A 25,701-nucleotide genomic window follows, 5' to 3' on the forward strand; every position below is an offset into this window, starting at 1 on the left:
CCCCCTCGTTCGTGGCCAGAACGCCAAGCACACCTCCCGTCCCAGCGCCCGTGAAGTTTCAACCGACGGAGCCTGTCGCGTCGGGGGCTCGCGATGCGCGGGGCGTCGATAAGCCCGAGGGAATCCGAAGGCAGTCGCCGGAGGCGACAACGAGGATGACGCAGGGGAAGTCCGGAGCGAAGGCTCCGGACCGCAATCGTTGCCCCGCGCATCGCGAGCCCCCGACGCGACAGACGTCTCAAGAACCAAGCAACAGCCAGATCAAGAACCAACCAACAAACGCTCCCCCCTCGGCACCGTCACCACCCAAAACACCAACGCAACAACACTAATCCCCGCCCCCAACAAGCAAACCCCCACCCACCCCGCCACCCCATAAACCACAGTAGAAGCAATCGACCCCACCCCACTCCCCACCGCATAAAACATCATGTACCCCCCCACCAGCCGGCTATGCGCCCGCGGATTCACGCTGAAGATCATCGTCTGATTGGTCACATGCAGCGCCTGCAAGGCAATGTCCAGGATCAGCACGCCCAAGGCCAGCAGCCACAGGCTGTGTTCCAGGAACGCAATAGGCACCCAGGCCAGGCATAGCAGCGCCAGCCCCACCGCGGTGGTGCGCTCGCCCTGCCCGCTGTCGGCCAGGCGTCCGGCGCGCGCCGCCATCAGCACCCCGGCGACGCCCACCAATCCGAAAGCGCCCACCGCGCTATGCGTAAGGGAGTAAGGCGGCGCGCTCAGGGGTAGCACCAGCGCGGTCCAGAAAGCGCTGAAGGCGGCGAACATCAGCAGCGCGATCATGCCGCGCACGCGCAGCACGCGCTCGGTGGCCAGCAGGCCGTAAAGCGAGCGCAGCAGGGCCCAATAGCCCAGGTTCACGGAAGGCAGCCGGCGTTGCGGCAAGCGCCGCACCAGCACCACGGCCAATACGGCCGACAGCGCCGCCGACACCACGTAGACCGCGCGCCAGCCCCACAGGTCCGCCACTGCCCCCGCCAAGGTGCGCGCCAGCAGCAGGCCGATCACCACCCCGCCCTGCGCCGCGCCGACCACGCGGCCGCGTTCGCCAGGCGCGGCCAGCGCCGCGGACAGGGCCAGCAGGCCTTGCGTCATCGCCGTCCCCAGCAGGCCCAGGGCCACCATGCCCAGCAGCAGCCAGGGCGTGCCAGCCGACAACGCGACCGCGGCCAACGCCAGCACCAGCAGCGCCAGTTGCCCCAGCATCAGGCGCCGCCGGTCCAGCAGGTCGCCCAGCGGCACCACGAACAGCAGCGCCAGCGCGCAGCCCAGTTGCGTCGCGGTGACCACGATGCCCACCGCGCTTTCGGCGATGCCGAATTCGCGGCCGATGGCATCGAGCAGTGGCTGAGCGTAATACACGTTGGCCACGCTCAGGCCACAGGCCACCGCCAGCAGCATCACTAGCGATCCAGGCATCGGCCCCTGGGATCCGGGGTTGGCAGGTTCTGTTCGGGCTGACATGCTTTGCTCCATTTTAGTTTCGTTATAAAACCAGAATAGTAGTTTTCAAGGTTTTATAATGCAACCGAAAATTTGAAAGCCCGGTCTCCCTCATCCGCAAGGAAACGACATGGTCAAACGCACGAGTCTCGAAGGCGCCGCCTGCCCGGTGGCACGTTCCCTGGACGCCATCGGCGACTGGTGGTCGCTGTTGATCGTGCGCGACGCTTTCGATGGCTTGCGGCGTTTTGGCGAACTGCAGAAAAGCCTGGGCGTGGCCAAGAACATCCTCAGCGACCGGCTGCGCACGCTGGTGGCGCACGGCATCCTGGCGGTGGCGCCGGCCTCGGACGGCAGCGCCTACCAGGAATACGTGCTGACGGACAAGGGCCGCGCCTTGTTTCCTGTGATCGTCGGCCTGCGCCAATGGGGCGAGGACCACTACTACGGTCCCGCCGAGCCGCATTCGACGCTGATCGACCGCAAGCGCGGCCAGCCGGTGCGCAAGTTGGAAATCCGGGCTCAGGACGGCCGCCTGCTCGGCCCGGACGACGCGGTCGTGCAAAAGACCGCCACGGCCAATTAGGCCTGGCTCCCGCTATGACGCCGCTGCCGCCCGCGGCCACTGCCCGGTGGCCAGCGCCGTTGGCGAGTAACTGTCGAAGCGCCAGCGCAAGGCCAGCGCGCCGGGCCGCCAGACCACCCGCCTCGCATGCACGCGCCACAGGCGTTCCGCACCGTCGAACAGCGCGGTCTCCGGGCTGTCCAGGATCACTTCGGCGGCCCCGGTCAGCTGCAGCACGTCGCCGCGTTCGAAGTCGATGAACACCAGGCCGGCGCGCGGGTTCAGCACCATGTTGCCCAAGGTGTTGAAGAAGCGATTGCCGGAGAAATCGGGAATGGTCAGCACGTCGCCATCCACCCGGACGAATCCCGGCTTGCCGCCCCGATGCGAGACATCGACCTTGCGGCCGCCCTCGTCCGCGTAGGTGGAGACGAAGAACGTGTCGGCGCGGGCGATCAGCGCGCGCGCGGCCTCGTCCAGCCCGGCGCGCTCCCGTGGCGCGCCCGGGAAACGCAGCGCGGGCGAACGCGAGAAATGGAACTCGCGCGCCTGGATGTACTGCGGACAGTTGCCAAAGGACTGCGTCACGTCCACCTCGAACCGCTTGCCGTCCCAGGCCAAGATGCGGCCGTTGGCGCGGTTGCGGCGGCGCGTGTGCAGTTCGATTCCCAGCAGGCCCACCTGGCGGTCCGGGCCCAGGCCAGCCAGCAGCGGATCATCGGCGTCCGGCACGGCCGCCACCCGCAAGCTGCGCGGATCGGGCGAGGACACGAAACCCGGCAGGCCTTCCAGCACGCCCGCCCAGGGATCGCCCTGCCCGTCCACCGCCCCCGCCACCAGAAAAGGCAGCTGCTCGAAAAAAATGCGGTGCTGGTCCGGCATGTAGTCGCGGATGACTTTGCGCCCGGCCACTTCCATGCGCTCGGCGACGCCCAAGTGGCGTTGCAGCAGGCGCTCGCCTGCATGCCAGGGCGCGGCAAGAGGTTCTGCGGATTCCATGACGTGCTCCTTGCCCTGTGCTCAGGCGGCCAGCAGGCCCACGCGCGACGAGACCATGGGCACGAACCGCGGCAGGCGCTCGATCCGGGCCAGCCAGGCGCGCACGTGCGGATAGGCCTCAAGCGCCACATTGCCTTCCGGCGCATGGGCCACATAGGTGTAGCAGGCCACGTCCGCGATCGTGGGCTCCGCGCCCGCCAGGAAATCGCGCCCGGCCAGCTCGCCGTCCATGACCTGCAACAGGGCGTGCGCGCGGGTCAAGGTGGCGTCGACGTCATAGGGCGCGCCGAACAGCGTGATCAGGCGCGCCGCGGCCGGTCCTATCGTCAGCGGGCCGGACGCCGCCGACAGCCAGCGCTGCACCGCCGCCGCGCCCACGGGATCCTCCGGCAGCCAGGCCTGGCCGCCGTAGCGCTTGGCCAGATAGACCAGGATCGCGGTCGAATCCGCGATCACCACGCCATCGTCGTCGATCACCGGCACCTGGCCGAAAGCGTTCAGCGCCAGGAACGGCGCGCGCTTGTGCTCCCCGCCGCGCAGGTCCACATCCACCTTGCGGTGCGGCACGTCCAGCAGGGACAGCATCAGGGCAACGCGATGGGCGTGGCCGGACAAGGGAAAACTGTAGAAGGTCAGCGCGGGGGTCTGGGCGGTTTGCATGGTTGGGCTCCAAGTCGGATACAAGCTCCATCTTGGGCCGATGCCAGCCGCGCGTGAACGGCCAGCGCCCGCAAGACACTATTACGCTGCGTGAAAGAAAGACGACGGGTGGCCCTGCCCCAGCCGATGCGCTGCGGCGCGCGTATCCGCGGAACCGGAATCTATGCCGGCAGCGCCGCCAGATCGCGGCGCAGGGACTCGACGCAGAATTCGACGAAGCTGCGCACCTTGGCCGAGCTTTTGCGGCCTTCCGGATAGACCAGGTGCACGGGCAGCGGCGGCAATTCGAAGTCGCGCAACACCACTTGCAGGGCGCCGCTGGCCAGATGCCGCGCCACCTGATAGGACACCACCTGCGTCAGGCCCCAGCCCTCGCAGGCCGCCAGCACCGCGGCCTGGAAGGACGTGACGGTCAGCTGCGATTCGATGCGCAGGCTGCGCGGCTGGCCATCCTGCTGGAAGCGCCAGTGTGGCGTCCGGCCCTCCATGGCCGCGGTGACGGTGCAATAGCGCGGCAAGGAATCGAGGTCCTGGGGCACGCCATGCTCGCGCAGAAAGGCCGGCGCGGCGCAGACCACGCGGCGCACCTGCCCCACCGGCACCGCCGTCAGCGTGGAGTCCGGCAAGGCGCCGATGCGCACCGCCACGTCCACGCGCTCGTCCAGCAGATTCACCACGCGGTCCACCAGCAGCGTGCGCACCGAGACCTCGCGGTGCGCGCGCAGATAGGCCAGCACGGCGGGCATCACATGCAGTTCGCCGAAGAACGCCGGCGCGGTGATGCTGAGCGCGCCGCGCGGCGCGGCCATGACGCCCGCGGCGGCATCGTCGGCCTGCTCCACCTCTTCAAGGATGCGGCGGCAGTCCTCGGCATAGCGCTGGCCGGCCTCGGTCAGGCGCAGGCTGCGCGTGGTGCGGACCAGCAGCAAGGCGCCCAGCCGCCGCTCCAGCGCCGACACGCTGCGCGTGACGGTGGGCGCGGACATTTCCAGGCGGCGCGCCGCCGCGGCGAAACTCTGCGCCTCGGCCACCGCCAGGAACACGGTCATTTCATGGAATCGATTCACGCCTGCGGGTCTCCGCGCTGATTTTCGGGCAAAGAGTAGAAGCGCGCGGCCAGCCGCGTCAATCCCGTTGCCCGGGGCCGCGGGCCAAACACCCGCCACTTCATGCCTGGGCCCCGAATTCCTTGCGCAGCCAGCCCAGGAACGCCCGCAGCGGCGGATGCCGCTCACGTCCCGGCGCACACAGCGCGGTATAGGCCGCCCCCGCCACTCTCACCTCGGGCCGGTACGCCACCAGCGTGCCCGCAGCCACGCTGTCCGACACCATGACGGAACTGGCCAGCACCAGGCCTTGCCCGGCGATGGCGGCCTGCAGGGCGTAGTGCTCTTCCTCGTAGGCGTGCACCGCTGCCGGCAGGCGCCAGGCCGGCAGCCCGGCCGCCTCGCACCAATCCTGCCAGCCCTGGTCGTACAGCGACGAATCGCGCCAGCGCACGGTCACCAGCGCCGGCGCGCGCTTGCCCTGCCGCGCGACCAGCGCGGGCGCGCCATAAACGCCGAACCATTCCTGCAACGCGCAGGCGGCGTAAAGCCCGGGCCATTGCGCCCGGCTATAGCGGATGGCCAGGTCCATGCTGGCGTCGCGCAGCAGGTCCACGGGTTCGGGACTGGTGTTCAAGTTCAGCTGGTACTGCGGGAACGCCTGGTGAAAACGTCCCAGGCGCGGCACCAGCCACAACGCCGCGAACGAGTGCGTGGTGGTCAGCGTCAATGCGCCGGACGCCGGCGCGGCGCGCAGCGCGTCCAGGGTCTGCGTGACGTCCAGCAAGGCGCCGTGCACGCCGGCGAACAGGCGCGCGCCCTTGTCCGTCAGGCGCACCCCGCGCGGCACGCGCTCGAACAGCGCGAACCCCACATGCCGCTCCAGCGCCTTGACCTGATGGGACACCGCCGTGGCCGTCACGGCCAGCTCGGCCGCGGCCAGCTTGAAGCTGCGCAGCCTGGCGGCCGCCTCGAACGTGCGCAGCGCTGTCACGGGTAGCGTGGCGAACATGGGATCCGGCCCTATTCAGATGAAATCAATTCATCTTACTCAAGGATTCATCATTTGTCGCCGGAATGGCATGGACACTAAATTTTCCGTACTGCATGGAACAAACCATGTCCACACAAGGAATCAAGCATGAATTCAGATCATCCCGAAAAACGCCTGCTGATCCTGGTCGGCAGCCCGCGGCGCGACGGCAATAGCGCGGCGCTGGGCGCGGCCGCGCAGCGCGGGGCCGAGGCGGCGGGCGCCAACGCCACGCTGCTGTTCCTGGACGACTACATCCAGTCGTTCCTGCCCGACCTGCGCCACTCGCCCGTCCCCACCGACCGCTATGCCGAACTGTTCCTGGAACACTTCCTGCCAGCCGATGGCGTCCTGCTCAGCACGCCCATCTACTGGTACGGCATGTCGGCGCAATCCAAGGCTTTCTTCGACCGCTCGTTCAGCCACTACGCCGGCTCGGGCCCGGAGCCGGAACGGGTCAGGCAACGCATGACCGGCAAGCGCCTGGGGCTGGCGGTGGCGTCCGAGGAAACCTACCCAGGCGCGGCGCTGGGCATCGTGCACCAGGTCCAGGAGTACTCCCGCTACACCCATTCGGAGTTCATCGGCCATGTGCACGGCGCCGGCAATCTGCGCGGCGAGATCGCAAACGATCCGCGCCGGCCGCTACAGGCCGCGGAGGAACTGGGCGCGTCGTTCTTCACCAGGAAGTACTCGGACTACCGCGTGGAAACGCCGCGCTCCCGCAATGTCTGGGAACCTGCCGCGCCCGCCTTGCGCAGCACGCCCGGCGTGCTGCCGTAGACCTGCTTGAAGACGCGGGTCAGATGGGCCTGGTCGGCAAAGCCCACCGCCTGCGCGGCGTCCGCCAGCGGCAGGCCATCGCGCAGCAGCACGCGGGCCCGCGCCACCCGCCAGTTGCGCAGCCAGGCCAGCGGCGGCAGGCCGTAGCGCCGCGCGAACTGCTTGACCAGGGTGGTGCGGTGGCGGTCCTGCGCCCGCGCCAGGGTCTCCAGGTCCGGCGCGCACGCCGGATCCGAGGCCATGCGCGCGCGCAGTAGCGCGCATACATCCGGCGTGTCGTCGGCTGCCGCCGGGCGCGCCCGCGCATGCGTCGCCAGCAGTCCGAACAAGGCGGCGGAGATGCGCGCGCGGCGCGCGGCGTCATCGATGGCATCAGGCGTGAGCGCCTCCAGCCACGCCTGGCATAGCGCGGGGTCGCGGATGACCGGACCGGCCAGCGCCGCGCCGTCCGCGTACAGGGCGGACTCGTGGTCGCTGAACCAGGCCGGGTCGATGTAGGCCATGCGGTACGCCAGCGGCGCGTTCGCGGTGCCGCCGGTATGGACCTGCCCGGGCCCGATCACGACCAGTTCGCCCTCGCCCGCGGCCTGCGGCTCGCCATGCACGGTGAACGTGCAGCGCCCCTGCGCGATGGCGCCGATGGACCAGGCGTCATGGAAATGCGGCGCATAGCGGTAGGCGCGCAGGTCCGCGATGAGCACGTCGCCGGGCAAGCCCGCGCCGCAATGCCAGATGTGTTGGGATACCGCCATGTGTGCGCTTGCAGGTCATGGCCAGGACGTACGGAAAGGCCCTAGCCGAAGTAGCTTTCGTCCGATGTCAGCGTGCGCGCCAGCAGCCACGCGTTGCGGGGATTCTCGCCCACGCGGCGGACGGCGTAAGGCCACCAGTCGCCACCGAAGGGCAGATAGACCCTGACGTTATAGCCCAAACGCCGCAACGCCAGCTGCCAGTCGGGACGCACGCCATAGAGCATTTCGAATTCGAAGGCCTCCGGCGGCCAGCCGCGCTCCCGCGCCAGCTCCAGGATGGCGCCCGCCAGGCGGTCGTCATGGGTGCCAAAGACGGGCTGAAATCCGGACTCCAGGGCCTCGCGCGACAGCATGATGGAGGCCGCGTCCAGGTAGGCCTGGTCGATGCGCGCGCGGCCGGCATGATCCAGCGCACGCTCCGGGAACGCGCCCTTGACCAGCCGCAGCGAGGTGCGCTGGCAGATTGCCCAGACCAGGTCCTGCGGCGTGCGGCGCCGCTGCGCCTGCAAGGTCAGGCCCGCCGGCAAGCCGGCTTGCAGCAGCTCGCGGAGCAAGGCGCAGGTGCGGTCGCAGATGGAGGAATCCTCCATGTCCAGCACCATCCAGTCGCGCCCCAGCCCGACCGTCCGGCGCGCCGCCAGGGCGATGCGCCGGGCATTGTCGCGGCCCAGCGCGTCGTCGCGCATATAGCCGATGGCGGTGGGATCGACCGAGACGTGCACGTCCAGCCCGGCATGCTCCAGCGCCCGGCAGGCGCCGAGCGCCTGGGCCACGTTGAGTTCGATGGCCTCTGGGTCGTCCACGTATTCGCCCAGGTAGAACAGGGATGCGCGGATGCCGTGCGCCTCGCGCAGCCTGGCCGCGGTGCGGACCGCCGCGTCCACGTCGGCGCCGCCGACGAAGCGGGCCGCCAACGAAGTGCGGGCCGCCATGGCCCGCATCGCCCGGCCCACGCCCGGGCTGCGCGCCAACGCGATGGCGGTTCTCTGGAACATGCTCATGGCTCTCTCCCTTGCAAAGAGAGCCACTGTGCCGTCGCGGCCGACGCCCGTCTTGAACGCCAGTGAACGCGGCCGGGGCGCCGGCCTCAGTCCAGCGCCAGACCGCGGGCGCGGTTGAACAGCGGGCGCTGTACCGTCTGCGCCAACAGCACGCCGGCCAGCGTCACCGCGCCGCCCAGCAGGTGGTACAGGTGCAGTTGCTCGCGCAGCATGACGAAGGCGGCCAGCGCGGTGAACAGCGGCAGCAGGTTGATGAAGATGCTGCAGCGGTTCGGCCCCAGGCGCTGCACGCCTTCGATCCACAGGAACGACAGCAGCACCGACGAGAAGATGCCCGCGTACAGGATCAGCGGCACCGTCTTCATGTCCAGCGCGGCCTGCGCCGCCGGCACGCGCAGGTACAGCGGCAGCATGTAAAGCAGCGCGAAGATCGATTGCACGAAGGTGGACTGCCAGGCCGGCAGCGGCACCTTCCAGTGACGCAGCAGCACGCCGTACAGCGCATACGACAAGGCGGCCAGCAGCATCAGGCCGTCGCCGACGTGGATGCCCTGCTGGAACACGCTCAGCATGTCGCCCTGGCCCACCAGGTACAGCAGGCCCAGGAACGACAGCGCGCCGCCGGCGGCCATGCCCAGGGTCAGGGGATCGCGCAGGATGACCACGCTGAGCAGCATGCTCAGCAAGGGAATCAGCGCGGTCAGGATGGCCATGTTGGTGGCCGTGGTGGTTTCGGCGGCGCGGTACGACAACGCCTGGAACACCGCCGACGACAAGGCGCCGTACAACGCCAGCTTGGGCCAGTGGCGCAGGATAGTCTTGCGGTTGCGCCAGGCGGGGCCGGCGGTGAACAGGCCCATCAGGAACAGCGCCAGCACCAGCCGGTAAAAGGTGATGGCGGTGGGTGAGATGGCGCTGGCGGCCATCTTGGACACGATGACGTTGCCCGCCCAGAACAGGATGGCGAACAACGGGAACAGGTAGGACATGATTTGCGCTCGGAGGATGAAGGGGCCTCCCGCCGCGCCGCGCCCTTGGGGCGGCGCGGCGGGAGTCTCGCTATCCTATTGAGCCCTTTTCAGTCCGTCTGCCGACGGAAAGACAGGCACTATCGCGAAATGGACATTCCGGCGTCAGGGCCGGAACGGCGCGGGATCCAGCGGCAATTCCAGCCCGCCCATCTGGGCCGTCAGCAGCGCGGCGCTGCCGCAGGCCATGGTGAAGCCCAGCGCGCCCTGCCCGATGTTGAGCCACAGATTGTCGGCGGCATGGCTGCGGCCGATCAGAGGCTTGCCGGTAGGCGTGGCCGGACGCAGGCCGGCCCACGGGATGGCCTGGCGCAGGTCCAGCGCCGGGAAGGCTTCGTGCACCTGGCGCTTGAGCAGCCCGATGCGCGCGGTGTCGATCTCGGCGTCGGCGCTGCCGATGTCAACCATGGCCGCGATCCGCAGCACGCCACCCACGCGGGCATAAACAATGCGCCGCTCGTAATCCGTCACGCTGATGCGCGGCGCCACCGAATCGTCGTCTTCCTCCAGCGGCACGCTCAGGCTGTAGCCCTTCAAGGGATATAGCGGCACGTCATGGCCCAGCGGCTTGAGCAGCGCGCGGGTGCCGATGCCGGTCGCCAGCACGATGGCGTCGGCGCCGATGTCGCCGTCGCGCGTATTCACGGCGACGACGCGGCGGCCTTCGCGCTGCAGGCCCGAGACCGGATTGGACATGGCGCACTGCACATTGGCCATGGTCTGCAGGCGGTCGAACAGCGCCTCGGTGAACTGGCGGCAATCGCCCGCCTCTTCGCTGGGGGTGTAGATGGCGCCCGCCAGGCTGCCGCCCATGCCCGCCAGCGCGGGCTCCAGCGCCAGGGTCTGCGCCGCGTCCAGCACCTGCTGCTCGGCGCCGTGGGAGGCCTGGTATGCCACCAGTTCGCGCGCCTTGTCCAGCAACGCGGGACTACGGTAGGCGATGAGCTTGCCGTTCTTCAGGTGGCCAAAATCCAGGTCTTCCTGTTCCAGCAGCGAGTGCATCACGTCGCGGCTGAGATAGGACAGGCTGGACAGTTCAGCAGTGGAAGCCTTGGCCACCGAGGCCCGGCAGGCCAGCGCGAATTGCAGGCACCAGCGCCATTGGTGCGGATCCAGCCGGGGCCGGAAGCGCAGCGGGGAATCCTCGCGCAGCAGCCAGCCCGGCACGCTGGGCAGCACGCCGGGGCCGGCCAGCGGCGCCACATAGCTATAGCTGAGTTGGCCGCCGTTGGCATAGCTGGACACTTCGGCTGGACGCGCCTGGCTGTCCACCAGCACCACGTCGTGACCCTGGCGCGCCAGGAAATAGGCCGACGTGACGCCCACGACACCGGCGCCGATTACGCAAACCCGCATACTTAGATCCAGAAAGACAGGGAATTCGCACTATTCTGGGACGCGCCCGGGCGGTCCGGCAAATGCCAAACTCCGCAGGATCCATAACAAAACATCATGCCCCGCCTCAGGCGGCGCGGTGCAGCTTGATGATGGCGGCGGCCGTGGGATCGCGCACCAGATCGGCCAGCGTATAGCCGTTGAGCGCCTCGTAGAAGGCCTGCAGGGTCTGCGCCAGCACGCCGGACAGCCGGCACGAGCCGTCCAGCGCACAGGGCGGCTCACGGCAATCGATCAGGGGCCCTTGCTGCTCCAGTTCCCGGATCAGGTCGCCCAGCTTGTAGCTGGCGGCAGGCTTCGACAGGCGCAGGCCGCCCCCTTTGCCCCGCGTGGTGCTGACCCAGCCCTGCTGCGCCATGAAGTGCACCACTTTCACCAGATGATTGCGCGACACGCTGAAGCGGTCGGCGATCTCCGGGATGGTGACGGCGGCGGGCCGGTCGCGGCATTGCGTCAGGTACATCAGCACGCGCAGGCCGAAATCGGTGAATCGGGTCAGTTGCATGGCGGGGACGAAAGGGATGGGCGGCTGGCGGCCCGAGAGCTCAGGCCGCCAGGATACACCGCTCAGGCGGGCGCGCCGCCGCTGCCGAACGCCTCGGCGTGGATGCGCTCGTCCGGCACGCCCAGGCCGGTCAGCGCGGCGCGCTGCGCGCGCATGAAGCCCGCCGGGCCGCACAGGTAGTAATCCGCGTCGGGCACGATGACCTGGTCGCGGATGGCCAGCAGGTCGACCCGGCCGGCATGGTCGTAGTCGCGCCCGGGCTGGTCGGCATGGCCGATCTCCTCGTAGAACACCGCCTTGCGCACGTTCCCGCGTTCAGCGGCGATGCTGTTGACGTGCTCCTTCATGGCATGGACCGAGCTGTTGCGGCAGCCGTGCACGAAGCGGATCTGGCGTTCGTCGTTCAGGCCCACCAGATGGTTCAGGATGGACACCATGGGCGTCAGGCCCACGCCGCCGCTCAGCAACACCACCGGCGCATTGCCTTCCTCGCGCAGATGGAAGTCGCCCTGGGGCGGCGCCACGTCGATCACCCCGCCCTCTTCCAGGCGGTCGTGAAGCGCGTTGGACACGCGGCCGGCCGGCGTATCGGCGCCGCCCGCCTCGCGCTTGACGGAGATGCGCAGGCGGTCCTGGCCCGGCGCGTCGGACAAGCTGTATTGGCGCGGCTGCATCAGGCCCAACTCGGGCACGAACACGCGCACCGACACGTACTGGCCGGGCCGGTAGGCCGGCACCGCGCCGCCGTCGGCCGGCGCCAGGTAGAACGACGTGATCTCGGCGCTTTCGCGCTGCTTGCCGACCACGCGGAACGCGCGCCAGCCCGTCCAGCCGCCCGGCTTGGCGGCCGACTCGGCGTACAGGCGCGCCTCTTCCGCAATCAGCAGATCGGCCAGCTGGCCATAGGCCGCGGCCCAGGCGTCCACCAGCTCGTCGGTGGCGGCCTCACCCAGCACTTCCTTGATGGAAGCCAGCAGATGCTTGCCCACGATCTGGTAATGCTCGGGCCGGATGCCCAGGCTGACGTGCTTGTGCACGATGCGCGTCACGACCGGCATCAGCACCGAGGGATCGTCGATGTGCTCGGCATAGGCCGCCACCGCGCCGGCCAGCGCCTGCTGCTGCTCGCCGCCCGCCTGGTGGCCCTGATTGAAGACATGCTTGAGCTCGGGGTTGTGCTGGAACATGCGGGCATAGAAATGCTTGGTCAGCGCGACGCCATGCGTCTTGAGAACGGGGGCCGTGCCCTTGACCAGGGTGCGGATTTGGGGACTCAACATCTACTGCTCCTTGTGGCGCGACCTGGGGGCCGCGATTAAACATGCATTTATAATACATCTTTAAAGCGGCCCTACAAAACGAGATGGCGCGCGCCTGCGCGCCGCCGGTTTAAACTGCTTGTTTGCCGCAACACCCACCACAAAGGTTTACCGATGAGCACTGCTACGCTCAAGACCCGTCTCTCCGATTCCGTCAAGGACGCGATGCGCGCCAAGGCCGCCGAGCGCCTGGCCACGCTGCGCTTCCTGCTGGCCGCCGTCAAGCAGAAGGAAGTCGACGAACGCCGCGACCTGAGCGACGCCGAGATCACGGCCATCATCGAAAAGCAGGTCAAACAGCGCCGCGAGTCCATCGCCGCGTTTGAACAGGCCGGCCGCACCGAAACCGCCGCACAGGAAAAGGCCGAACTGGTCGTGCTGCAGGAGTTCCTGCCGCAGGCCGCGACGCCCGAGGAAGTCTCGGCCGCCATCGACGCCGCGCTGGCCGAAGTGGCCGCCCAGGGCGTGACCGGCGCGCCCGCCATGGGCAAGGTCATGGCCCTGCTCAAGCAGGCCTTGGCCGGCCGCGCCGACATGACGGCGCTGTCCCAGCAAGTGAAGTCGCGCTTGGCCTGATCTGATTCAGGCCTGATCCGGGCCGGGTCGACTCCTGGCCGGGCCTGTTCTTGACCGGGCCTACCTACGGCCGGACCTGAGTCCAGGCCGCATCCGGCCCCAGCCCGCCCCTGCCGCTTTCCCGGCCGGGGGCCGGCGCAGCCCCCAGCCCTCCCATTCCGCTCAGAATGCTCCCCCGAACAGATCGGGCTGGCGCGTCTGTTCCTGCGGGTCGGCGAAGTTGCTCATCCCCACCCCCGCCAACCGGTACAAGGTCTCCGTCGGCAGGTCCACGCGCTCGCACAACAGGCGGGCGACGGCGGCCAGTTCCGCCGCCGATCCGGGCGGATTCAGGCTGGTCTGGCTGCGGGTCAGGATGCGGAAACGGTCTGTTTTCAGCTTGAGCACGACGGTGCGGCCCAGCGCGCCTTTTTTCAACGCCTGGTCCCACACCTTTTCCGCCATGCGGTCCAGCGCCTCTCCTACCGAGTCCAGGCGGACGTCGCGCGAGAACGTGGTTTCGGACGACACCTGCTGCAAGGGCTGGTCGGTCTGCACCTCGCGCTCGTCGATGCCGCGCGCCAGCTCGTACAGCCGCCGGCCGTAACGGCCGAAGTAGTGCTCCAGCTCCTGGGCGCTGTGCGTGGCCAGGTCGCCCACGGTGTGGATGCCCAGCTGCTCCAGGCGCGCCTGCGTCACCTTGCCCACGCCCGGCACCTTGCGCACCGGCAGGGGCTCAAGAAAGGCCAGCACCTTGGCGGGCCGGACCACGAACAGGCCGTCCGGCTTGTTCCAGTCGGACGCGATCTTGGCCAGGAACTTGTTGGGCGCGACGCCGGCCGACGCCGTCAGCCCGGTTTCCTCGCGGATCTGCTGCCGGATCACCTGCGCGACCTCGGTGGCCGACGGCAAGCCCAGCTTGTTGACGGTGACGTCGAGATAGGCCTCGTCCAGCGACAAGGGCTCGATCATGTCCGTGTGGCGGGCGAAGATCTGCCTGACCTGGCGCGAGACCTCGCGGTAGCGGTTGAAATCCGGCGGAATGTAGATCGCGTGCGGGCACAGGCGTTCGGCCCGGGCCGCGGACATGGCCGAATGGATGCCGAAGCGCCGCGCCTCGTAGGAGGCGGCGCACACCACGGAGCGCGGCCCGGTCCAGGCCACGACTACCGGTTTGCCGCGCAAATCCGGGTTGTCGCGCTGTTCGACGGACGCGTAGAACGCGTCCATGTCCACATGCACGATCTTGCGTAATTCAATCATGGCGGGGAAAGATCATCCTGCGGCCATTCACGGTAAGAAGCCCCGTGGCAAAACCTATATTATGACCGCCGACAACCGACTTTTCATTCCTGCCCGCAACGGTCCATGACTGCCTCCGCTCCCGCCCAAACCGACTACTTCGGCCTGACCATTCCCTTCATGCATTTCATCGGCCTGGTGCCCGAAAGCATCGCGCCGGCCTATGCCCGCACCACCCTGCCCTGGCGCGCCGACCTGACCAACAGCCGCGGCGACGTGCATGGCGGCACGCTGATGAGCGTGCTGGACTTCACGCTCAGCGCCGCCGCCCGCGGCTCGGCCGACGGCCAGGAGGGCATGGCCACCATCGACATGAACACGTCGTTCCTGTCGCCCGGCACGGGCGACCTGGTGATCGAGGCGCGCTGCCTGCGCCGCGGCGCTTCCATCGCCTTCTGCGAGGGCGAAGTCCGGCGCGCCGACGGCGAGCTGGTGGCGCGCGCCACCGCCACGTTCAAGATCATCCGCCGCCGTCCGGGCAGCGACTGATCCGGCCAGGGCGCCAGTCCGGCGCCCGCGCCTCAGTTGGGCAGGTCGCGCGACGGCTTGACCGGCGGACGCGGATCCAGCGGCATGTAGCTGCTGCACGACACCAGGCCGTAATAGACGGCATCCTGCATCGCGCGCATCGCGGCCGCGTCCCAGGTGCCCTTGCCCCACACCACGATGCGCACATCGGTGGATTTGGGTCCGTTCGCCTTCAGATCGACGCGCGTCATTTCGTTGTCGCTATAGGGCGCCAGCACCTGCACCACGCCGGACTGGGCGCTTTCATTCAGGTTGGCCACCACGCGGTAGGCGTTGTCGGTGCTGCGCAGGCAGTAATTGGCCTGCCGGATCGCCGTGTCGTAGGCATCCTTGAAGCTCACCGGGGCCTTGAATTCGCTGTGCGGCGACGAGCTGCCGGACGAAATGCCCAGCGAGCAGCCCGCCAACCCCAGGGCCAGCGCCGAAGCCGCAACCAGTTTGCTGTACATGTGTATCTCCAGATCAATGCCCGCGATTATCCCGCATATCCGTGGCGCGCGATAAGCGCCTGGACGCTCACATGATTCCGATGCGGTATTCCAGGTTCTTGACCAGGGTACGCAGGCGCGGGCCCAGCGTCTCGTAGACGTGCTTTTCATCCAGGTTGTCCGCCGGGATCGTCACGTTGAAAGCCAGCGGCAGGTCATTGGAGCGGTAGCGCATCGGCACGGCGATGCCGCACAGTTCGGCGCGCCAATCCTTGCTGACCACGCAGAAGCCGTGCTCGGCGATGGCGTCGAACGCCGGCTGCAGCGACGGGCCGAAACGCTCCCATTCCTCAGGCAGTTCCTCGGCCAGGCGGCCGCAGATCAGCTCGCGTTCGTCCGGCGTCTGCGCATACAGCAGCGCGCGCCCGGTGGCGGTGCGCAGCAGAGGACGGGCTGAGCCGATGTCCGGGCGCGACGCGTTCGACGCGCCGTCGTGCACCGTTTCCACGTAGACCACCTGCAGCCGGTCGCGGATGGCCATGGATACCGGTCCCTTGGCGTAACGGGCCAGTTCGACCATGTCATGCGCCGCCAGCTGCCGCAGCGTCAGGTGCACCAGCAGGGGGTAGCCCAGCGTCAGCACGGCCGGCCCCAGCGAGTACTTGCCGGTGCGTTCGTCGCGCCGCAGATAACCCAGCCCCACCAGCGTAAACGTCAGCCGCGACACCGTCGGGCGCGTCAGGCCGAGCATTTCGGAGATTTCCTTGTTGCCCAGCTGCGGTTCGGCGGCGGAAAAACACTTGAGCACGTCCAGCCCGTTGGAAAGCGTGGAGGCGAATCGCGGGTGCGCTTCCAGCGAGGCGCGGGATTCGAGTTCGTAGTGAAGCGGCGTTTTTGAGTGCATGGCGGCCTAAGGATTCGGAGCATTGACAGTATATCGCCGCCCGAAATACAAACATTCCGTTCACTATAAACATATGAATTCCATTTATTGAAATTAAAAGAACCTCCCATGACGAATCAACGCTTTTCGCGCCAGCCTCTCGGCGCCCGCCTTTTCAGCTTCGCGGTCGTGGCCGACACGCATGTCAATGAATCCGAAGACAGCTGCGCCTCGCCCTTCGCCACCAACGCCCGCGCCAACGCCCGGGCGCGCCACGTCTTCGCCGACATCGCCCGGCTCGATCCGGCCCCCGCCTTCGCCATCCACCTGGGCGACATCGTCCACCCGGTGCCGAGCATGCCGTCGTTCGACGAGGCCGCCGACCGCTTCAAGGCCATCGCCGGCCAGATCGACATGCCGTTGCATCTGGTGCCCGGCAACCATGACGTCGGCGACAAGCGCATCGACTGGATGCCGGCGGACATCGTCTGCGACGACTACCTGGACAAGTACCGCCAGGTATTCGGCCCGGACTATTACGCGGTGGACCATGGCGGCGCCCGCTTCCTGTTCCTGAACTCGCTGCTGTTCAATTCGGGCCTGGCAGCCGATGCCGCGCAACGCGCCTGGATCGACGAACAGCTGGCCGGCGCCCCCGGCCGCGTGTTCGTGTCGCTGCACTACCCGCCCTATCTGCATGACGCCGGGGAACGCGGCTCCTACGACAACATCGACGAACCCGGCCGCGGCTGGCTGCTGTCGCGCCTGGCCGATCCCCGCGTGGAGGCCGTGTTCGCCGGCCACGTCCACAACTTCTGGTACGACGTCATCGGCCAGGCGGAGATCTACATGCTGCCGTCGACCGCGTTCCTGCGGCACGACTTTTCCGAGTTCTACCGCGTGCCGCCGGCCGACGAGTTCGGCCGCGGCGACGTCGAGAAATTCGGCTACTTCATCGTCGACGTCCATGAACAGGGACACGTGGCCAAGCTGATCCGCACGCACGGCGCCATGCGCCGCGAAGCCGAAAGCGGCGAGCCGGCGGCGCGCACGCTGCCCACCGTCCACACCAAGACCTCCGCCTGCGACGGGATCGCGGTGGAAATGCGCCACCCCTGGGCCGAGATCGTCGAGATCCCCTGCACCGGCGGCGTGCAGGAGTTCGGCCGCAAGCTCGCGCGCAACGACTACCCGCTGATGTCCATGTGGGAGATGGGGCTGCGCACCCTCAAGATCCCGGTCCAGGACCTGCGCGACGAGCAGACGCTGCGCCGCGCCCGCCTGATGTCGGACGTCGGCCATCGTTTCGTGCTGACCTCGCTGGGCCTGCCCGGTGCGCAGATGCTGGCGCAGGCGCGCCAACATGGCGTGAACATCGCCGCCATCGAGATCAACCTGAATGCGCAGGCCCTGCAGGAAGCGGGCGCGGCGCTGCGGGGCCTGCGCGAACACACGGACGCCCGGCTCATCTATTGCAAGATCCGCACCGGCGACGACGACGCCCATTACGACGGCAAGCACTACAGCCACTTCGTCAACACCGGGCTGCGCGCCGCCGAACTGGAGACGGCGCAATCCGCCTTGCTGCCGCACTTCGCGCAGAAAAACCTGGACGGCATCACGGTGCGCCTGGACTGGGGCGCGGACCTCGTCGCCACGCACCAGCTGCTGGCCATGCGGGCGCGGGATTGGGGCGTGAGCGTGAACGTGGGCGTGAAGCTGGCCGACCGCCTGGCCGCGGCGAACAGCGACGACACCGCGATCGCTGCGCTGGTCGCCGAAGCCTGCCTGGCGGCCCGGACCACCAACGCGGTCAGCTATTCCTTCGACACCTACATGGACGTGGACCGCGGCTACTTCCCGCGCAACGGTCTGATCGACCGCCGTTACGACCCGCGGCCGGCGGGGCTGGCGCTGGCGGCGCTGAACGCGCTGTTCGAAGGCCGCGAGACGGGCTCCGGATCGATCGAGCGCATCGCAGGCGAAGCCGGCGCGCGCCTGAGCCGCTACCAGTCTGGCGGCCAGACCTACGAACTCGCCTACGGACCCGCCGCGGCGCTGCGGCGCCAGGTCGAGGCCGGCGCCTTCAAACGGGTCATTGATTTGCCCGCCCAGCGCGTCCTGGAGGGACGCGACGGCTGGACGGACTACGCCCGCCAGCATCTGCCCGAACAGGCGCTGCTGCTCATCCACCGCGGCTGACCCCAGCCACTGCACAGGAGTCCTCCATGCTTCGATACGCCATGAAACTCGCGGGCCTGCTGGCCGCCGCCTGCCTGCCCTTCCACGCCCAGGCGCAGACCTATCCCGACAAGCCCGTGCGCCTCATCGTCGCCTATACGCCGGGCGGCGCCACCGACGTCATCGCGCGCATCCTGGCGGCCAAGCTGACGGCCAATTGGGGGCAGCAGGTCATCGTGGAGAACAAGTCCGGGGCCGGCGGCATGATAGGCGCCGAGCAGGTCGTCAACGCCAAGCCCGACGGCTACACCCTGCTGCTGGCCTATACGCCGGAGGTCTCCATCAACAAGCTGGTCTACAAGCAGATGCGCTACGACCCCTTGAAGGACCTGCAGCCCATTGCCCTGGTCGCCGACGCGCCGCTGGTGCTGGTCAGCGGCCCCAAGCTGCCCGCCACCACCTATGCCGACCTCAAGCGCCTGGGCGCGCAGGCCCCGCTGGTCTACGGCTCGCCTGGCACGGGCGGCCAGCAGCACCTGGCGGGCGAACTGCTGCGCGTGCGCTCCGGCATGAACCTGACGCACGTGCCCTATCGCGGCACGGGCCTGGCCGTGGCCGACCTGGTGGGCGGACAGATCGACATCTTCTTCGCCACCGCGCCGGCCATCATCGGCCAGATCGGCGCCGGCAAGCTGCACCCGCTGTTCATCGCCGGGCCGCGGCGTCAGGACATCCTGCCATCGACGCCGACGGCGCAGGAGGTGGGACTGGACGACTTCGACATTTCCAACTGGTTCGGCCTGTTCGGCCCCGCCGGCATGCCGCCCGCGCTGGTGGACCGCATTTCCAGGGACACGGCCCAGGCGCTGCAAAGCGCCGAAGTGAAAGACAAGCTGCAGGGCCAGGGCCTGGCCGTCGCCTACAAGCCGCCGCAGGAATTCAAGGCCTACATCGGCGCGGAAATGGCCAAGTACGCCGCCATCGTCAAAGCCACCGGACTGGAGCCCCAGTAGGCGCGGCGCGGGCGGTTCGACACCGCCAGCGCCGCTATGGCATTATCGACGGACCACCTGGCGGCCCGCCCCAAGCGGCGGCCGCGGCAACCTCGGAGGTCCTCCCTTGTTCTCATTCCTCACGCGCACCGTCCTGGCCGCCGGCATCGTCGGCGCATCGCTAGGCGCCAGCGCCGCGCAACCGCCGCGCGCCTACCCCCTCAAGGATTTCTTCCGCAACCCCGAACGGGGCTTTTTCCGCCTGGCCGACGACGGCCAGACCCTGGGTTTCATGCAGCCCACCAGCGTGGACGGCAAGCCGGCCCGCATGAACATCTATGTGCAGCCGCTGCAAGGCAGCACGCCGGTGGGCGCGCCGCGCCAGCTGACCAGCGAGAGCGCCCGCGACATCAGCAACTTCTTCTGGAAGGGCGCCGACGTGGTGCTCTATCAGAAAGACTTCGGCGGCGACGAGAACTTCCACGTGCTGGCCGTGAACGCCAAGACCGGCAAGATCACCGACCTGACGCCCTATGAAGGCGTGCGCGCCGGCATCGAGGACGACCTGGAAGACGATCCCGACCACGTTCTCATCAGCCACAACCAGCGCAACCCCGAGGTCTTCGACGTCTACCGCGTCAACGTCCATACGGGCGACGCGGTGCTGGTGGCGCAGAACCCGGGCAATATCGTCGGCTGGCAGACCGACCACGCCGGCAAGGTGCGCGCCGCCGTCGCCAGCGACGGCCTGAACACCACCCTGCTCTACCGCGACGACGAATCGTCCGAGTTCCGCCCGCTGGTCACCACCGACTACCGCACCAGCGTGAGCCCGGCGTTCTTCACCTTCGACGACAAGAAGTTCTACGCCCTGTCCAACCGCGGACGCGACAAGCTGTCGCTGGTGGTCATCGACCCCGCCAAGCCCGAGGCCGAGGAAGAGATCTTCACTCCCGACACGGTCGACCTGGACTCGGCGGGATATTCGCGCAAGCGCCGCGTGCTGACGGTGGCCGCCTACCAGACCGACAGGCCGCAGTACAAGTTCTTCGACGCGCAGACCGAGACCCTCTTCAAGAAGCTGTCGGCCAAGCTCGCCGGCTACGACTTCGCCATCCAGGGCTCCAACCGCAATGAAGACAAGTTCATCGTCGCCGCCTACAACGACCGCACGCCGGGCTCGCGCTACATCTACGACGCCACTGCCGACACGCTGAGCAAGCTGGCCGACATCAACCCGGCCATTCCCGAAGCCGACATGTCGCGCGTGCAGCCCATCAGCTACCAGACGCGCGACGGCCTGACCGTGCATGGCTACCTGACGCTGCCCGCCGGCCGCGATCCCAAGAACCTGCCTTGCATTGTCAATCCGCACGGCGGCCCCTGGGCGCGCGACGGCTGGGGCTACAACCCCGAGGTGCAGTTCCTGGCCAACCGCGGCTACTGCGTGCTGCAGATGAACTTCCGCGGCTCCACCGGCTACGGCCGCGCCTTCTGGGAAGCCAGCTTCGGCCAGTGGGGCCTGAAGATGCAGGACGACATCACCGACGGCGTCCAGTGGCTGATCGGCCAGGGCATCGCCGACCCCAAGCGCATCGGCATCTACGGCGCCAGCTACGGCGGCTATGCCACGCTGGCCGGCGTGACGTTCACGCCCGACCTCTACGCGGCCGCGGTGGACTACGTGGGGGTGTCCAACCTGTTCACCTTCATGAAGTCGATTCCGCCCTACTGGAAGCCCATGCTGGACAAGATGCAGGACATGGTCGGCGACCCCGTGCGCGACCGCGAACGCCTGGCCGCGACCTCGCCCGCGCTGCATGCGGACAAGATCAAGACGCCGCTGTTCGTGGCCCAGGGCGCCAAGGATCCGCGCGTCAACAAGGACGAGAGCGACCAGATGGTCAAGGCGCTGCGCGCGCGCGGCGTCGAGGTCGAATACATGGTCAAGGACAACGAGGGCCACGGCTTCCACAACGACGAGAACAAGTTCGAGTTCTACGAAGCCATGGAGAAGTTCCTGAAGGAACACCTCAAGCCCTAGCCTTCTCCTCCGCCAGCACCGGGCCGCGCTCCTGCGCGCGGCCCGCGGCGCGCCCGATCCAGGCCATCTCCACGCGGTCGCGCCCGTGTTCCTTGGCGCGGTACAGGGCATCGTCGGCGCGGGCCAGGATGCCGTCCGCGCTGTCTCCCGACTGATACGACGCCAGGCCGCCGCTGGTGGTCATCCGCACTTCACGGCCCTGCAGGTGGAACGGCGTATCGCGCAGGGCATCGCAGACGCGCTGCGCCTGCACCAGCGCGCGGGCCGGATCGCAGTCGTACATCAGCAGCACGAACTCCTCGCCGCCCAGCCGGCCGAAGCGGTCGCTGGCCCTCACCGCCCGTTGCACCACGTCGGAGAAATGGCGCAACGCGGCGTCGCCCGCGGCATGGCCATAGCGGTCGTTGATGGACTTGAAATGGTCGATGTCCAGCACCAGCACCGCCAGCTTGCCGCCGGCACGCTTGCAGCGCTGCAGCTCGCGCTCGAGTTCGTCCAGGATGCTGCGGCGCGAATAGGCGCGCGTCAGACCGTCGAAGGTCAGAGCGGCCTCCATCCGTTCGGAGAGGCTGGTCTGGATCAGCAGCAGCAGCGCCAGGAACAGCCCCGGCACGGTCACGGTCCCACAGACGATGAAGAACAGTCCCCACGGGGTCGGATCCAACAGCGACGAAGGCGCCTGCCCGCCCGCGGTGTAGACGATCAGACGCAGGGCGTGCAGCGCGGCCAGGCCGAAGCTTGCCAGCATCAGGTACAGCATCACGCCGCGCGTCTGGATCCGCTTGCGCTCGCGGTGGAACACCAGGCCCGTCGCCACCATGGCCGCGACGGTATAGGCGGAAAACAGCAGCATCCGCCCCAGCAGGTCGTCCGTCACGTACAGCATCAGCGCGAACGCGGCGATGCAGAGCGCGCCGAAGGCCGCCGTGCGCCGCGCCAGCGGGCGCAGGCCAAAGAATTGCCGCACGCCGATATAGACCAGGCTGACCGCGCAGACCCAGGCGGCGTTGGACACCATCACGTAGACGCCGGGCGGTAGCGCCTGCGCGGCCGCATAGGACAGCAGCGACAACACGGCCAGCGCGTTGCCCGCGGTGAACGCCCGGATGCCGCCCACGTCGCGGGCGCGGAATGGCGCCAGCAATGGCAGCGCCAGAGCCGTCGCCAGACCCCACATCAGAAAGAAAAGAGAAGTCGTCATGGTATTTCGGCTCGCGCCCCGCAGGCGCCGTGCCGTCGCTTGTCATTGCCGTTGCACTGGGTTCACACGCCCGGAGGCGTTACATCTCAGCATTCCTGACGTTTTTTGTTACTCGTCAGGCGACAGACCCGCATAGCTAGCGCCCGTCCATCGCCGCACGCCGTTTCGCCCTGAACCTTTACTGCCCGCGCCAAGACGATTGCGCGGCAAGCGACGAAGAATACGCCAAGGCTGGCCTTTCGCCACACCCCTTTGCACTAATTGACAGTTAACTGATAGTTAACACACTTATAATTGCGACCGTTGACGACGCCGTAAGAGCGCCGCAATCACGCCCCACGGGCGTGGCGCGTACTAGCCATGCACTCCCATAGCGCGAGTGCGAAGGTCCCCGCAGCGGGCGCCGCGCAGTCCTAACCAAATGTTCCTTCCCCTGTCGCCGACGCCTTTGCGTCGCGCGTCCCGCTTCGGCTCGCCTCGAGAAAAGGCGCGTCTGCTGGCGGCCGGAGCAGGAACGCCCCCGAGTCGCAACTGCGGAAGTCATACAGATGCAAAACAGAGGATCGACGCCCCCGGGCGTCATTGGAACAAGACTGAGCCTGCTGGCGGCCTGTGCCGTCCTGGCTCCCGCCCTGGCCCTGGCCGGCCCCGGCGACGACTACGACGCCCTGATCCAGCGAGCGCGCGCGGGCGACTATGAGCCCGCGCTGGCCATGCTGCGTCAGAAGGGAGCCGCCGGCGGCAACCGCGCCGTCTACGACCACATCATCATTGCCGGTTGGGCGGGCAAGCCCGACGAGGCCGTCGCCGCCTACGAGCAGCTGCCTCGCGGCGCGGCGCTGCCGGCCGACATCCAGCTGTCCGTGGCGCGCGCTTACCGCGACCTGCAGCGCTGGCCCGAGGCCCTGGCCGCCTACCAGGCCAGGGCGCGCCGCTATCCGGCGCAATCCGCCTTCCGCGCCGGCGAGATCATGACGCTGGCCGATGCCGGCCGCTATCCGCAGGCCCGCGAGGCGGCCGCGCAGTGGCTCAAGCGGCAGCCGCGCGATGTCGACGCCCTGCTGGCCCTGAGCTACGTCCATGCGCGCCAGGGCGAGCCCTACGAAGCGCTGCATCAGGCCGACCTGGCCCTGGCCGCTGCGCCCGACACGGCCTACGTGATGCGCGAATACATCTACGCGCTGCAACGCGCGCGCATGGCCGACGTGGCGCTGGAGCTGGCGCGGCGTCACCAGGACCTGTTCAGCGCCGGCCAGATGCGAGGCTTCGAGGCCGACGCGCTGGCCCAGCAGGTGCGGCTGGCGGCCATGCCCACGCGTTCGGAGGCCGAGCGATTCGTGCTGGCCGACCGCGCGCTCGCCCGCTACGACGAGCTGATCCCCGCCTGGCAACAGCAGGAAGATGCCCGCGCCGACGCGCTGCGCGCTCGCATCGACCGCCTGCACGCCCTGCACGCGCGGGTGCGCATGGCTGACCTGGTGCGCGAATACGAAGCCCTGCAGGCCGAAGGCGTGACGGTGCCGCGCTATGCGCTGAACGACGTGGCCTCGGCCTATCTGTACATGCGCCAGCCCGAGCGCGCCCGCGACATCTATCGCCAGGTCGCGGCCAACGATGCGCTGCGCGGCGACGATGCCGACCAGCGCCTGGCGACCGAAACCGGCCTGTACTACTCCCTGGCGGAAGGCGAGCAGTTCAACGAGACCGGCGCCGTCACCGACGAGGTCCAGGCAGGCTACGCCCCCTGGCTCTACTACAAGGGTCAGGCCGTGCGCATGCCCAACGACCTGCACCTGGAAAGCCGCCAGACCCTGGCCGCCGCCAGCCTGCAGGCGAACGACACCGTCGTCGCCCAGCAGCGCCTGGAGGAAATGGTGGCCAACGCGCCCAACAACTCGGGCCTGCGCAGCGACCTGGCGACCGTCTACCGCGCCCGCTCCCAGCCCCGCGCCTCCGAAACCGAGCTGAAGATGGCCGAAACGCTGGCCCCGCGCAGCTTGGGCGTGGAGAACGGCCAGGGCTTCACCGCCCTGGACCTGCAGGAGTGGCGCCAGGCCGAGGCGCTGTCGCAGGACACCCTGGCGCGCTCGCCCGAGAACCTGACCACCCGTCGCCTGGCGCGCGAATGGGAAGTGCACAACAAGGCCGAGCTGCGCATCAACGGCTACCGCGGACTGGCTTCCGACAGCCCGGTCAACGGCAGCGGCGACTTCGGCATCGACGCGGTGCTCTACTCCGCGCCACTGGACTACAACTGGCGGGTCTTCGGCGGCGGCGGCTACGCCTCCGGCGATTTCCAGGAAGGCCGGGGCAACTACCGCTGGGTGCGCACGGGCGTGGAATGGCGCGGCCGCGACCTCACCGTCGAGGGCGAAGTCTCCACCCACGACTATGGCCACGGCGTGAAGCCCGGCGCCCGTCTGTCAGCCGCCTACGACCTGGACGACCACTGGCAGGTGGGCGGCTCGGGCGAAATCATGTCGCGCGAAACCCCGCTGCGCGCCCTGGCCAGCGGCATCTACTCCAACAGCATGTCGGCCTACGTGCGCTGGCGCGCCGACGAGCGGCGCGAATGGACGCTGTCGTTGTCGCCCTCGCATTTCAGCGACGGCAACAACCGCTGGGAGCTGGGCCTGGCCGGACGCGAGCGCGTCTATACCGCGCCGCATCTGCTGGCCGACCTGCAGTTCGAAGCGTCGACACAGCGCAACAGCCACGACAGCAACGTGCCCTACTTCAATCCGCGCTCGGACCTGATGCTGCTGCCCGGCGTGCGCCTGACGCACACCCTGTACCGCCGCTACGAAACCGCCTGGGAGCAGATCGGCACCCTGGGCGCGGGCACGTACAGCCAGCAGGGCTATGGCACCGGCGGCGTCATCGCCCTGGGCTACGGCCAGCGCTACCGCGCCAACGACGTCCTGGACATGGGCGCCATGATCACCGGCACCAGCCGCCCGTACGACGGCGAACGCGAGCGCGAACTGCGCATCGTGTTCGACCTGACCTACCGCTTCTGACCCCGGCACCGAGTAAC

General features: G+C 68.4%; 23 protein-coding genes. 8 read left to right on the forward strand and 15 right to left on the reverse strand.

Annotated elements, in window-relative coordinates:
- Positions 1-261: 261 nt before the first annotated feature.
- Entirely contained in the window at positions 262-1,485 is a 1,224-nt protein-coding gene (locus tag HWY37_RS29660) for an MFS transporter (protein ID WP_176090455.1), read from the reverse strand.
- Between the two features lie 109 nt (positions 1,486-1,594).
- On the opposite strand from HWY37_RS29660, the gene HWY37_RS29665 reads away from it, so the two are divergent.
- A complete protein-coding gene (locus tag HWY37_RS29665) occupies positions 1,595-2,050 on the forward strand; it encodes a winged helix-turn-helix transcriptional regulator (RefSeq protein ID WP_176090456.1) in 456 nt (151 codons plus the stop codon).
- 12 nt (positions 2,051-2,062) lie between these two features.
- Here HWY37_RS29665 and HWY37_RS29670 read toward each other — a convergent pair whose 3' ends face one another.
- The 4 genes from HWY37_RS29670 to HWY37_RS29685 all read right to left on the reverse strand — a co-directional run bounded on the left by HWY37_RS29670 (position 2,063) and on the right by HWY37_RS29685 (position 5,746).
- A complete protein-coding gene (locus HWY37_RS29670; RefSeq protein ID WP_176090457.1) occupies positions 2,063-3,028 on the reverse strand; it encodes a pyridoxamine 5'-phosphate oxidase family protein in 966 nt (321 codons plus the stop codon).
- 21 nt (positions 3,029-3,049) lie between these two features.
- On the reverse strand, positions 3,050-3,688 hold the full coding sequence (locus HWY37_RS29675) for a glutathione S-transferase family protein (protein WP_176090458.1): 639 nt from the start codon (positions 3,686-3,688) through the stop codon (positions 3,050-3,052).
- Between the two features lie 161 nt (positions 3,689-3,849).
- Positions 3,850-4,737 carry a LysR family transcriptional regulator gene (locus tag HWY37_RS29680; protein ID WP_425485056.1) on the reverse strand — a complete coding sequence of 296 codons (888 nt, stop codon included), beginning with the start codon at positions 4,735-4,737 and terminating at the stop codon, positions 3,850-3,852.
- Between the two features lie 118 nt (positions 4,738-4,855).
- Positions 4,856-5,746: a LysR substrate-binding domain-containing protein gene (locus HWY37_RS29685; RefSeq protein WP_176090460.1), complete on the reverse strand. Its 891-nt coding sequence runs from the start codon at positions 5,744-5,746 to the stop codon at positions 4,856-4,858.
- A 129-nt stretch (positions 5,747-5,875) separates the two neighbouring features.
- Here HWY37_RS29685 and HWY37_RS29690 point away from each other — a divergent pair, with 129 nt between their 5' ends.
- Positions 5,876-6,550 carry a flavodoxin family protein gene (locus HWY37_RS29690; protein WP_176090461.1) on the forward strand — a complete coding sequence of 225 codons (675 nt, stop codon included), beginning with the start codon at positions 5,876-5,878 and terminating at the stop codon, positions 6,548-6,550.
- Here the strand turns inward: HWY37_RS29690 and HWY37_RS29695 are convergent.
- The 6 genes from HWY37_RS29695 to hmpA all read right to left on the reverse strand — a co-directional run bounded on the left by HWY37_RS29695 (position 6,466) and on the right by hmpA (position 12,511).
- Entirely contained in the window at positions 6,466-7,302 is an 837-nt protein-coding gene (locus tag HWY37_RS29695; RefSeq protein ID WP_176090462.1) for a helix-turn-helix transcriptional regulator, read from the reverse strand. The genes HWY37_RS29690 and HWY37_RS29695 overlap by 85 nt on opposite strands.
- A 41-nt stretch (positions 7,303-7,343) precedes the next feature.
- Entirely contained in the window at positions 7,344-8,303 is a 960-nt protein-coding gene (locus HWY37_RS29700) for a proline dehydrogenase family protein (protein WP_176090463.1), read from the reverse strand.
- A gap of 86 nt (positions 8,304-8,389) precedes the next feature.
- Positions 8,390-9,292 (reverse strand): DMT family transporter, encoded by a 903-nt coding sequence (locus HWY37_RS29705; RefSeq protein ID WP_176090464.1) that lies wholly within the window; start codon positions 9,290-9,292, stop codon positions 8,390-8,392.
- 144 nt (positions 9,293-9,436) lie between these two features.
- The gene (locus HWY37_RS29710; RefSeq protein ID WP_176090465.1) at positions 9,437-10,687 is read right to left on the reverse strand and encodes a D-amino acid dehydrogenase; all 1,251 of its coding nucleotides are present in this window, start codon (positions 10,685-10,687) and stop codon (positions 9,437-9,439) included.
- A 106-nt stretch (positions 10,688-10,793) separates the two neighbouring features.
- On the reverse strand, positions 10,794-11,231 hold the full coding sequence (locus tag HWY37_RS29715; RefSeq protein ID WP_176090466.1) for an Rrf2 family transcriptional regulator: 438 nt from the start codon (positions 11,229-11,231) through the stop codon (positions 10,794-10,796).
- A gap of 62 nt (positions 11,232-11,293) precedes the next feature.
- Complete coding sequence (gene hmpA, locus HWY37_RS29720; RefSeq protein ID WP_176090467.1) at positions 11,294-12,511, reverse strand: NO-inducible flavohemoprotein; 1,218 nt, start codon at positions 12,509-12,511, stop codon at positions 11,294-11,296.
- A 153-nt stretch (positions 12,512-12,664) separates the two neighbouring features.
- Here hmpA and HWY37_RS29725 point away from each other — a divergent pair, with 153 nt between their 5' ends.
- Positions 12,665-13,126 carry a GatB/YqeY domain-containing protein gene (locus HWY37_RS29725; protein WP_176090468.1) on the forward strand — a complete coding sequence of 154 codons (462 nt, stop codon included), beginning with the start codon at positions 12,665-12,667 and terminating at the stop codon, positions 13,124-13,126.
- A gap of 162 nt (positions 13,127-13,288) precedes the next feature.
- On the opposite strand, the gene dinB is transcribed toward HWY37_RS29725, so the two are convergent.
- Positions 13,289-14,368, reverse strand: a complete 1,080-nt coding sequence (gene dinB / locus HWY37_RS29730) for a DNA polymerase IV (RefSeq protein WP_175207290.1) — start codon at positions 14,366-14,368, stop codon at positions 13,289-13,291.
- Positions 14,369-14,473: 105 nt separating this feature from the next.
- Here dinB and HWY37_RS29735 point away from each other — a divergent pair, with 105 nt between their 5' ends.
- Positions 14,474-14,896 (forward strand): PaaI family thioesterase, encoded by a 423-nt coding sequence (locus HWY37_RS29735; RefSeq protein WP_175207289.1) that lies wholly within the window; start codon positions 14,474-14,476, stop codon positions 14,894-14,896.
- Between the two features lie 32 nt (positions 14,897-14,928).
- On the opposite strand, the gene HWY37_RS29740 is transcribed toward HWY37_RS29735, so the two are convergent.
- Together HWY37_RS29740 and HWY37_RS29745 are read right to left on the reverse strand one after the other, a co-directional pair.
- Positions 14,929-15,384: a BPTD_2524 family lipoprotein gene (locus HWY37_RS29740; RefSeq protein WP_175207288.1), complete on the reverse strand. Its 456-nt coding sequence runs from the start codon at positions 15,382-15,384 to the stop codon at positions 14,929-14,931.
- 67 nt (positions 15,385-15,451) lie between these two features.
- Positions 15,452-16,267 (reverse strand): IclR family transcriptional regulator, encoded by an 816-nt coding sequence (locus tag HWY37_RS29745; protein WP_176090469.1) that lies wholly within the window; start codon positions 16,265-16,267, stop codon positions 15,452-15,454.
- A gap of 108 nt (positions 16,268-16,375) precedes the next feature.
- On the opposite strand from HWY37_RS29745, the gene HWY37_RS29750 reads away from it, so the two are divergent.
- The 3 genes from HWY37_RS29750 (at position 16,376) to HWY37_RS29760 (ending at position 21,463) form a co-directional block, all read left to right on the forward strand.
- Positions 16,376-18,448 (forward strand): metallophosphoesterase, encoded by a 2,073-nt coding sequence (locus tag HWY37_RS29750; RefSeq protein WP_176090470.1) that lies wholly within the window; start codon positions 16,376-16,378, stop codon positions 18,446-18,448.
- Positions 18,449-18,474: 26 nt separating this feature from the next.
- Positions 18,475-19,440 carry a Bug family tripartite tricarboxylate transporter substrate binding protein gene (locus HWY37_RS29755; RefSeq protein ID WP_176090471.1) on the forward strand — a complete coding sequence of 322 codons (966 nt, stop codon included), beginning with the start codon at positions 18,475-18,477 and terminating at the stop codon, positions 19,438-19,440.
- A gap of 106 nt (positions 19,441-19,546) precedes the next feature.
- Positions 19,547-21,463 carry a S9 family peptidase gene (locus HWY37_RS29760; protein ID WP_175207284.1) on the forward strand — a complete coding sequence of 639 codons (1,917 nt, stop codon included), beginning with the start codon at positions 19,547-19,549 and terminating at the stop codon, positions 21,461-21,463.
- Here HWY37_RS29760 and HWY37_RS29765 read toward each other — a convergent pair.
- The gene (locus tag HWY37_RS29765) at positions 21,453-22,664 is read right to left on the reverse strand and encodes a GGDEF domain-containing protein (protein ID WP_176090472.1); all 1,212 of its coding nucleotides are present in this window, start codon (positions 22,662-22,664) and stop codon (positions 21,453-21,455) included. The two genes, HWY37_RS29760 and HWY37_RS29765, sit on opposite strands and share 11 nt — an antisense overlap.
- A 548-nt stretch (positions 22,665-23,212) precedes the next feature.
- Here HWY37_RS29765 and pgaA point away from each other — a divergent pair.
- Positions 23,213-25,684 (forward strand): poly-beta-1,6 N-acetyl-D-glucosamine export porin PgaA, encoded by a 2,472-nt coding sequence (gene pgaA / locus HWY37_RS29770; RefSeq protein ID WP_176090473.1) that lies wholly within the window; start codon positions 23,213-23,215, stop codon positions 25,682-25,684.
- The last annotated feature ends 17 nt before the right edge of the window (positions 25,685-25,701 follow it).

It is taken from the genome of Achromobacter anxifer (assembly GCF_903652925.1).
GTDB lineage: Bacteria > Pseudomonadota > Gammaproteobacteria > Burkholderiales > Burkholderiaceae_B > Achromobacter > Achromobacter anxifer.

Bases quoted from the DNA above. Each gene is read 5' to 3' on its own strand.
- HWY37_RS29660 (WP_176090455.1), bottom strand. From the start codon at position 1,485: ATGTCAGCCCGAACAGAACCTGCCAACCCCGGATCCCAGGGGCCGATG.
- HWY37_RS29665 (WP_176090456.1), top strand. From the start codon at position 1,595: ATGGTCAAACGCACGAGTCTCGAAGGCGCCGCCTGCCCGGTGGCACGT.
- HWY37_RS29670 (WP_176090457.1), bottom strand. From the start codon at position 3,028: ATGGAATCCGCAGAACCTCTTGCCGCGCCCTGGCATGCAGGCGAGCGC.
- HWY37_RS29675 (WP_176090458.1), bottom strand. From the start codon at position 3,688: ATGCAAACCGCCCAGACCCCCGCGCTGACCTTCTACAGTTTTCCCTTG.
- HWY37_RS29680 (WP_425485056.1), bottom strand. From the start codon at position 4,737: ATGACCGTGTTCCTGGCGGTGGCCGAGGCGCAGAGTTTCGCCGCGGCG.
- HWY37_RS29685 (WP_176090460.1), bottom strand. From the start codon at position 5,746: ATGTTCGCCACGCTACCCGTGACAGCGCTGCGCACGTTCGAGGCGGCC.
- HWY37_RS29690 (WP_176090461.1), top strand. From the start codon at position 5,876: ATGAATTCAGATCATCCCGAAAAACGCCTGCTGATCCTGGTCGGCAGC.
- HWY37_RS29695 (WP_176090462.1), bottom strand. From the start codon at position 7,302: ATGGCGGTATCCCAACACATCTGGCATTGCGGCGCGGGCTTGCCCGGC.
- HWY37_RS29700 (WP_176090463.1), bottom strand. From the start codon at position 8,303: ATGAGCATGTTCCAGAGAACCGCCATCGCGTTGGCGCGCAGCCCGGGC.
- HWY37_RS29705 (WP_176090464.1), bottom strand. From the start codon at position 9,292: ATGTCCTACCTGTTCCCGTTGTTCGCCATCCTGTTCTGGGCGGGCAAC.
- HWY37_RS29710 (WP_176090465.1), bottom strand. From the start codon at position 10,687: ATGCGGGTTTGCGTAATCGGCGCCGGTGTCGTGGGCGTCACGTCGGCC.
- HWY37_RS29715 (WP_176090466.1), bottom strand. From the start codon at position 11,231: ATGCAACTGACCCGATTCACCGATTTCGGCCTGCGCGTGCTGATGTAC.
- hmpA (WP_176090467.1), bottom strand. From the start codon at position 12,511: ATGTTGAGTCCCCAAATCCGCACCCTGGTCAAGGGCACGGCCCCCGTT.
- HWY37_RS29725 (WP_176090468.1), top strand. From the start codon at position 12,665: ATGAGCACTGCTACGCTCAAGACCCGTCTCTCCGATTCCGTCAAGGAC.
- dinB (WP_175207290.1), bottom strand. From the start codon at position 14,368: ATGATTGAATTACGCAAGATCGTGCATGTGGACATGGACGCGTTCTAC.
- HWY37_RS29735 (WP_175207289.1), top strand. From the start codon at position 14,474: ATGACTGCCTCCGCTCCCGCCCAAACCGACTACTTCGGCCTGACCATT.
- HWY37_RS29740 (WP_175207288.1), bottom strand. From the start codon at position 15,384: ATGTACAGCAAACTGGTTGCGGCTTCGGCGCTGGCCCTGGGGTTGGCG.
- HWY37_RS29745 (WP_176090469.1), bottom strand. From the start codon at position 16,267: ATGCACTCAAAAACGCCGCTTCACTACGAACTCGAATCCCGCGCCTCG.
- HWY37_RS29750 (WP_176090470.1), top strand. From the start codon at position 16,376: ATGACGAATCAACGCTTTTCGCGCCAGCCTCTCGGCGCCCGCCTTTTC.
- HWY37_RS29755 (WP_176090471.1), top strand. From the start codon at position 18,475: ATGCTTCGATACGCCATGAAACTCGCGGGCCTGCTGGCCGCCGCCTGC.
- HWY37_RS29765 (WP_176090472.1), bottom strand. From the start codon at position 22,664: ATGACGACTTCTCTTTTCTTTCTGATGTGGGGTCTGGCGACGGCTCTG.
- pgaA (WP_176090473.1), top strand. From the start codon at position 23,213: ATGCAAAACAGAGGATCGACGCCCCCGGGCGTCATTGGAACAAGACTG.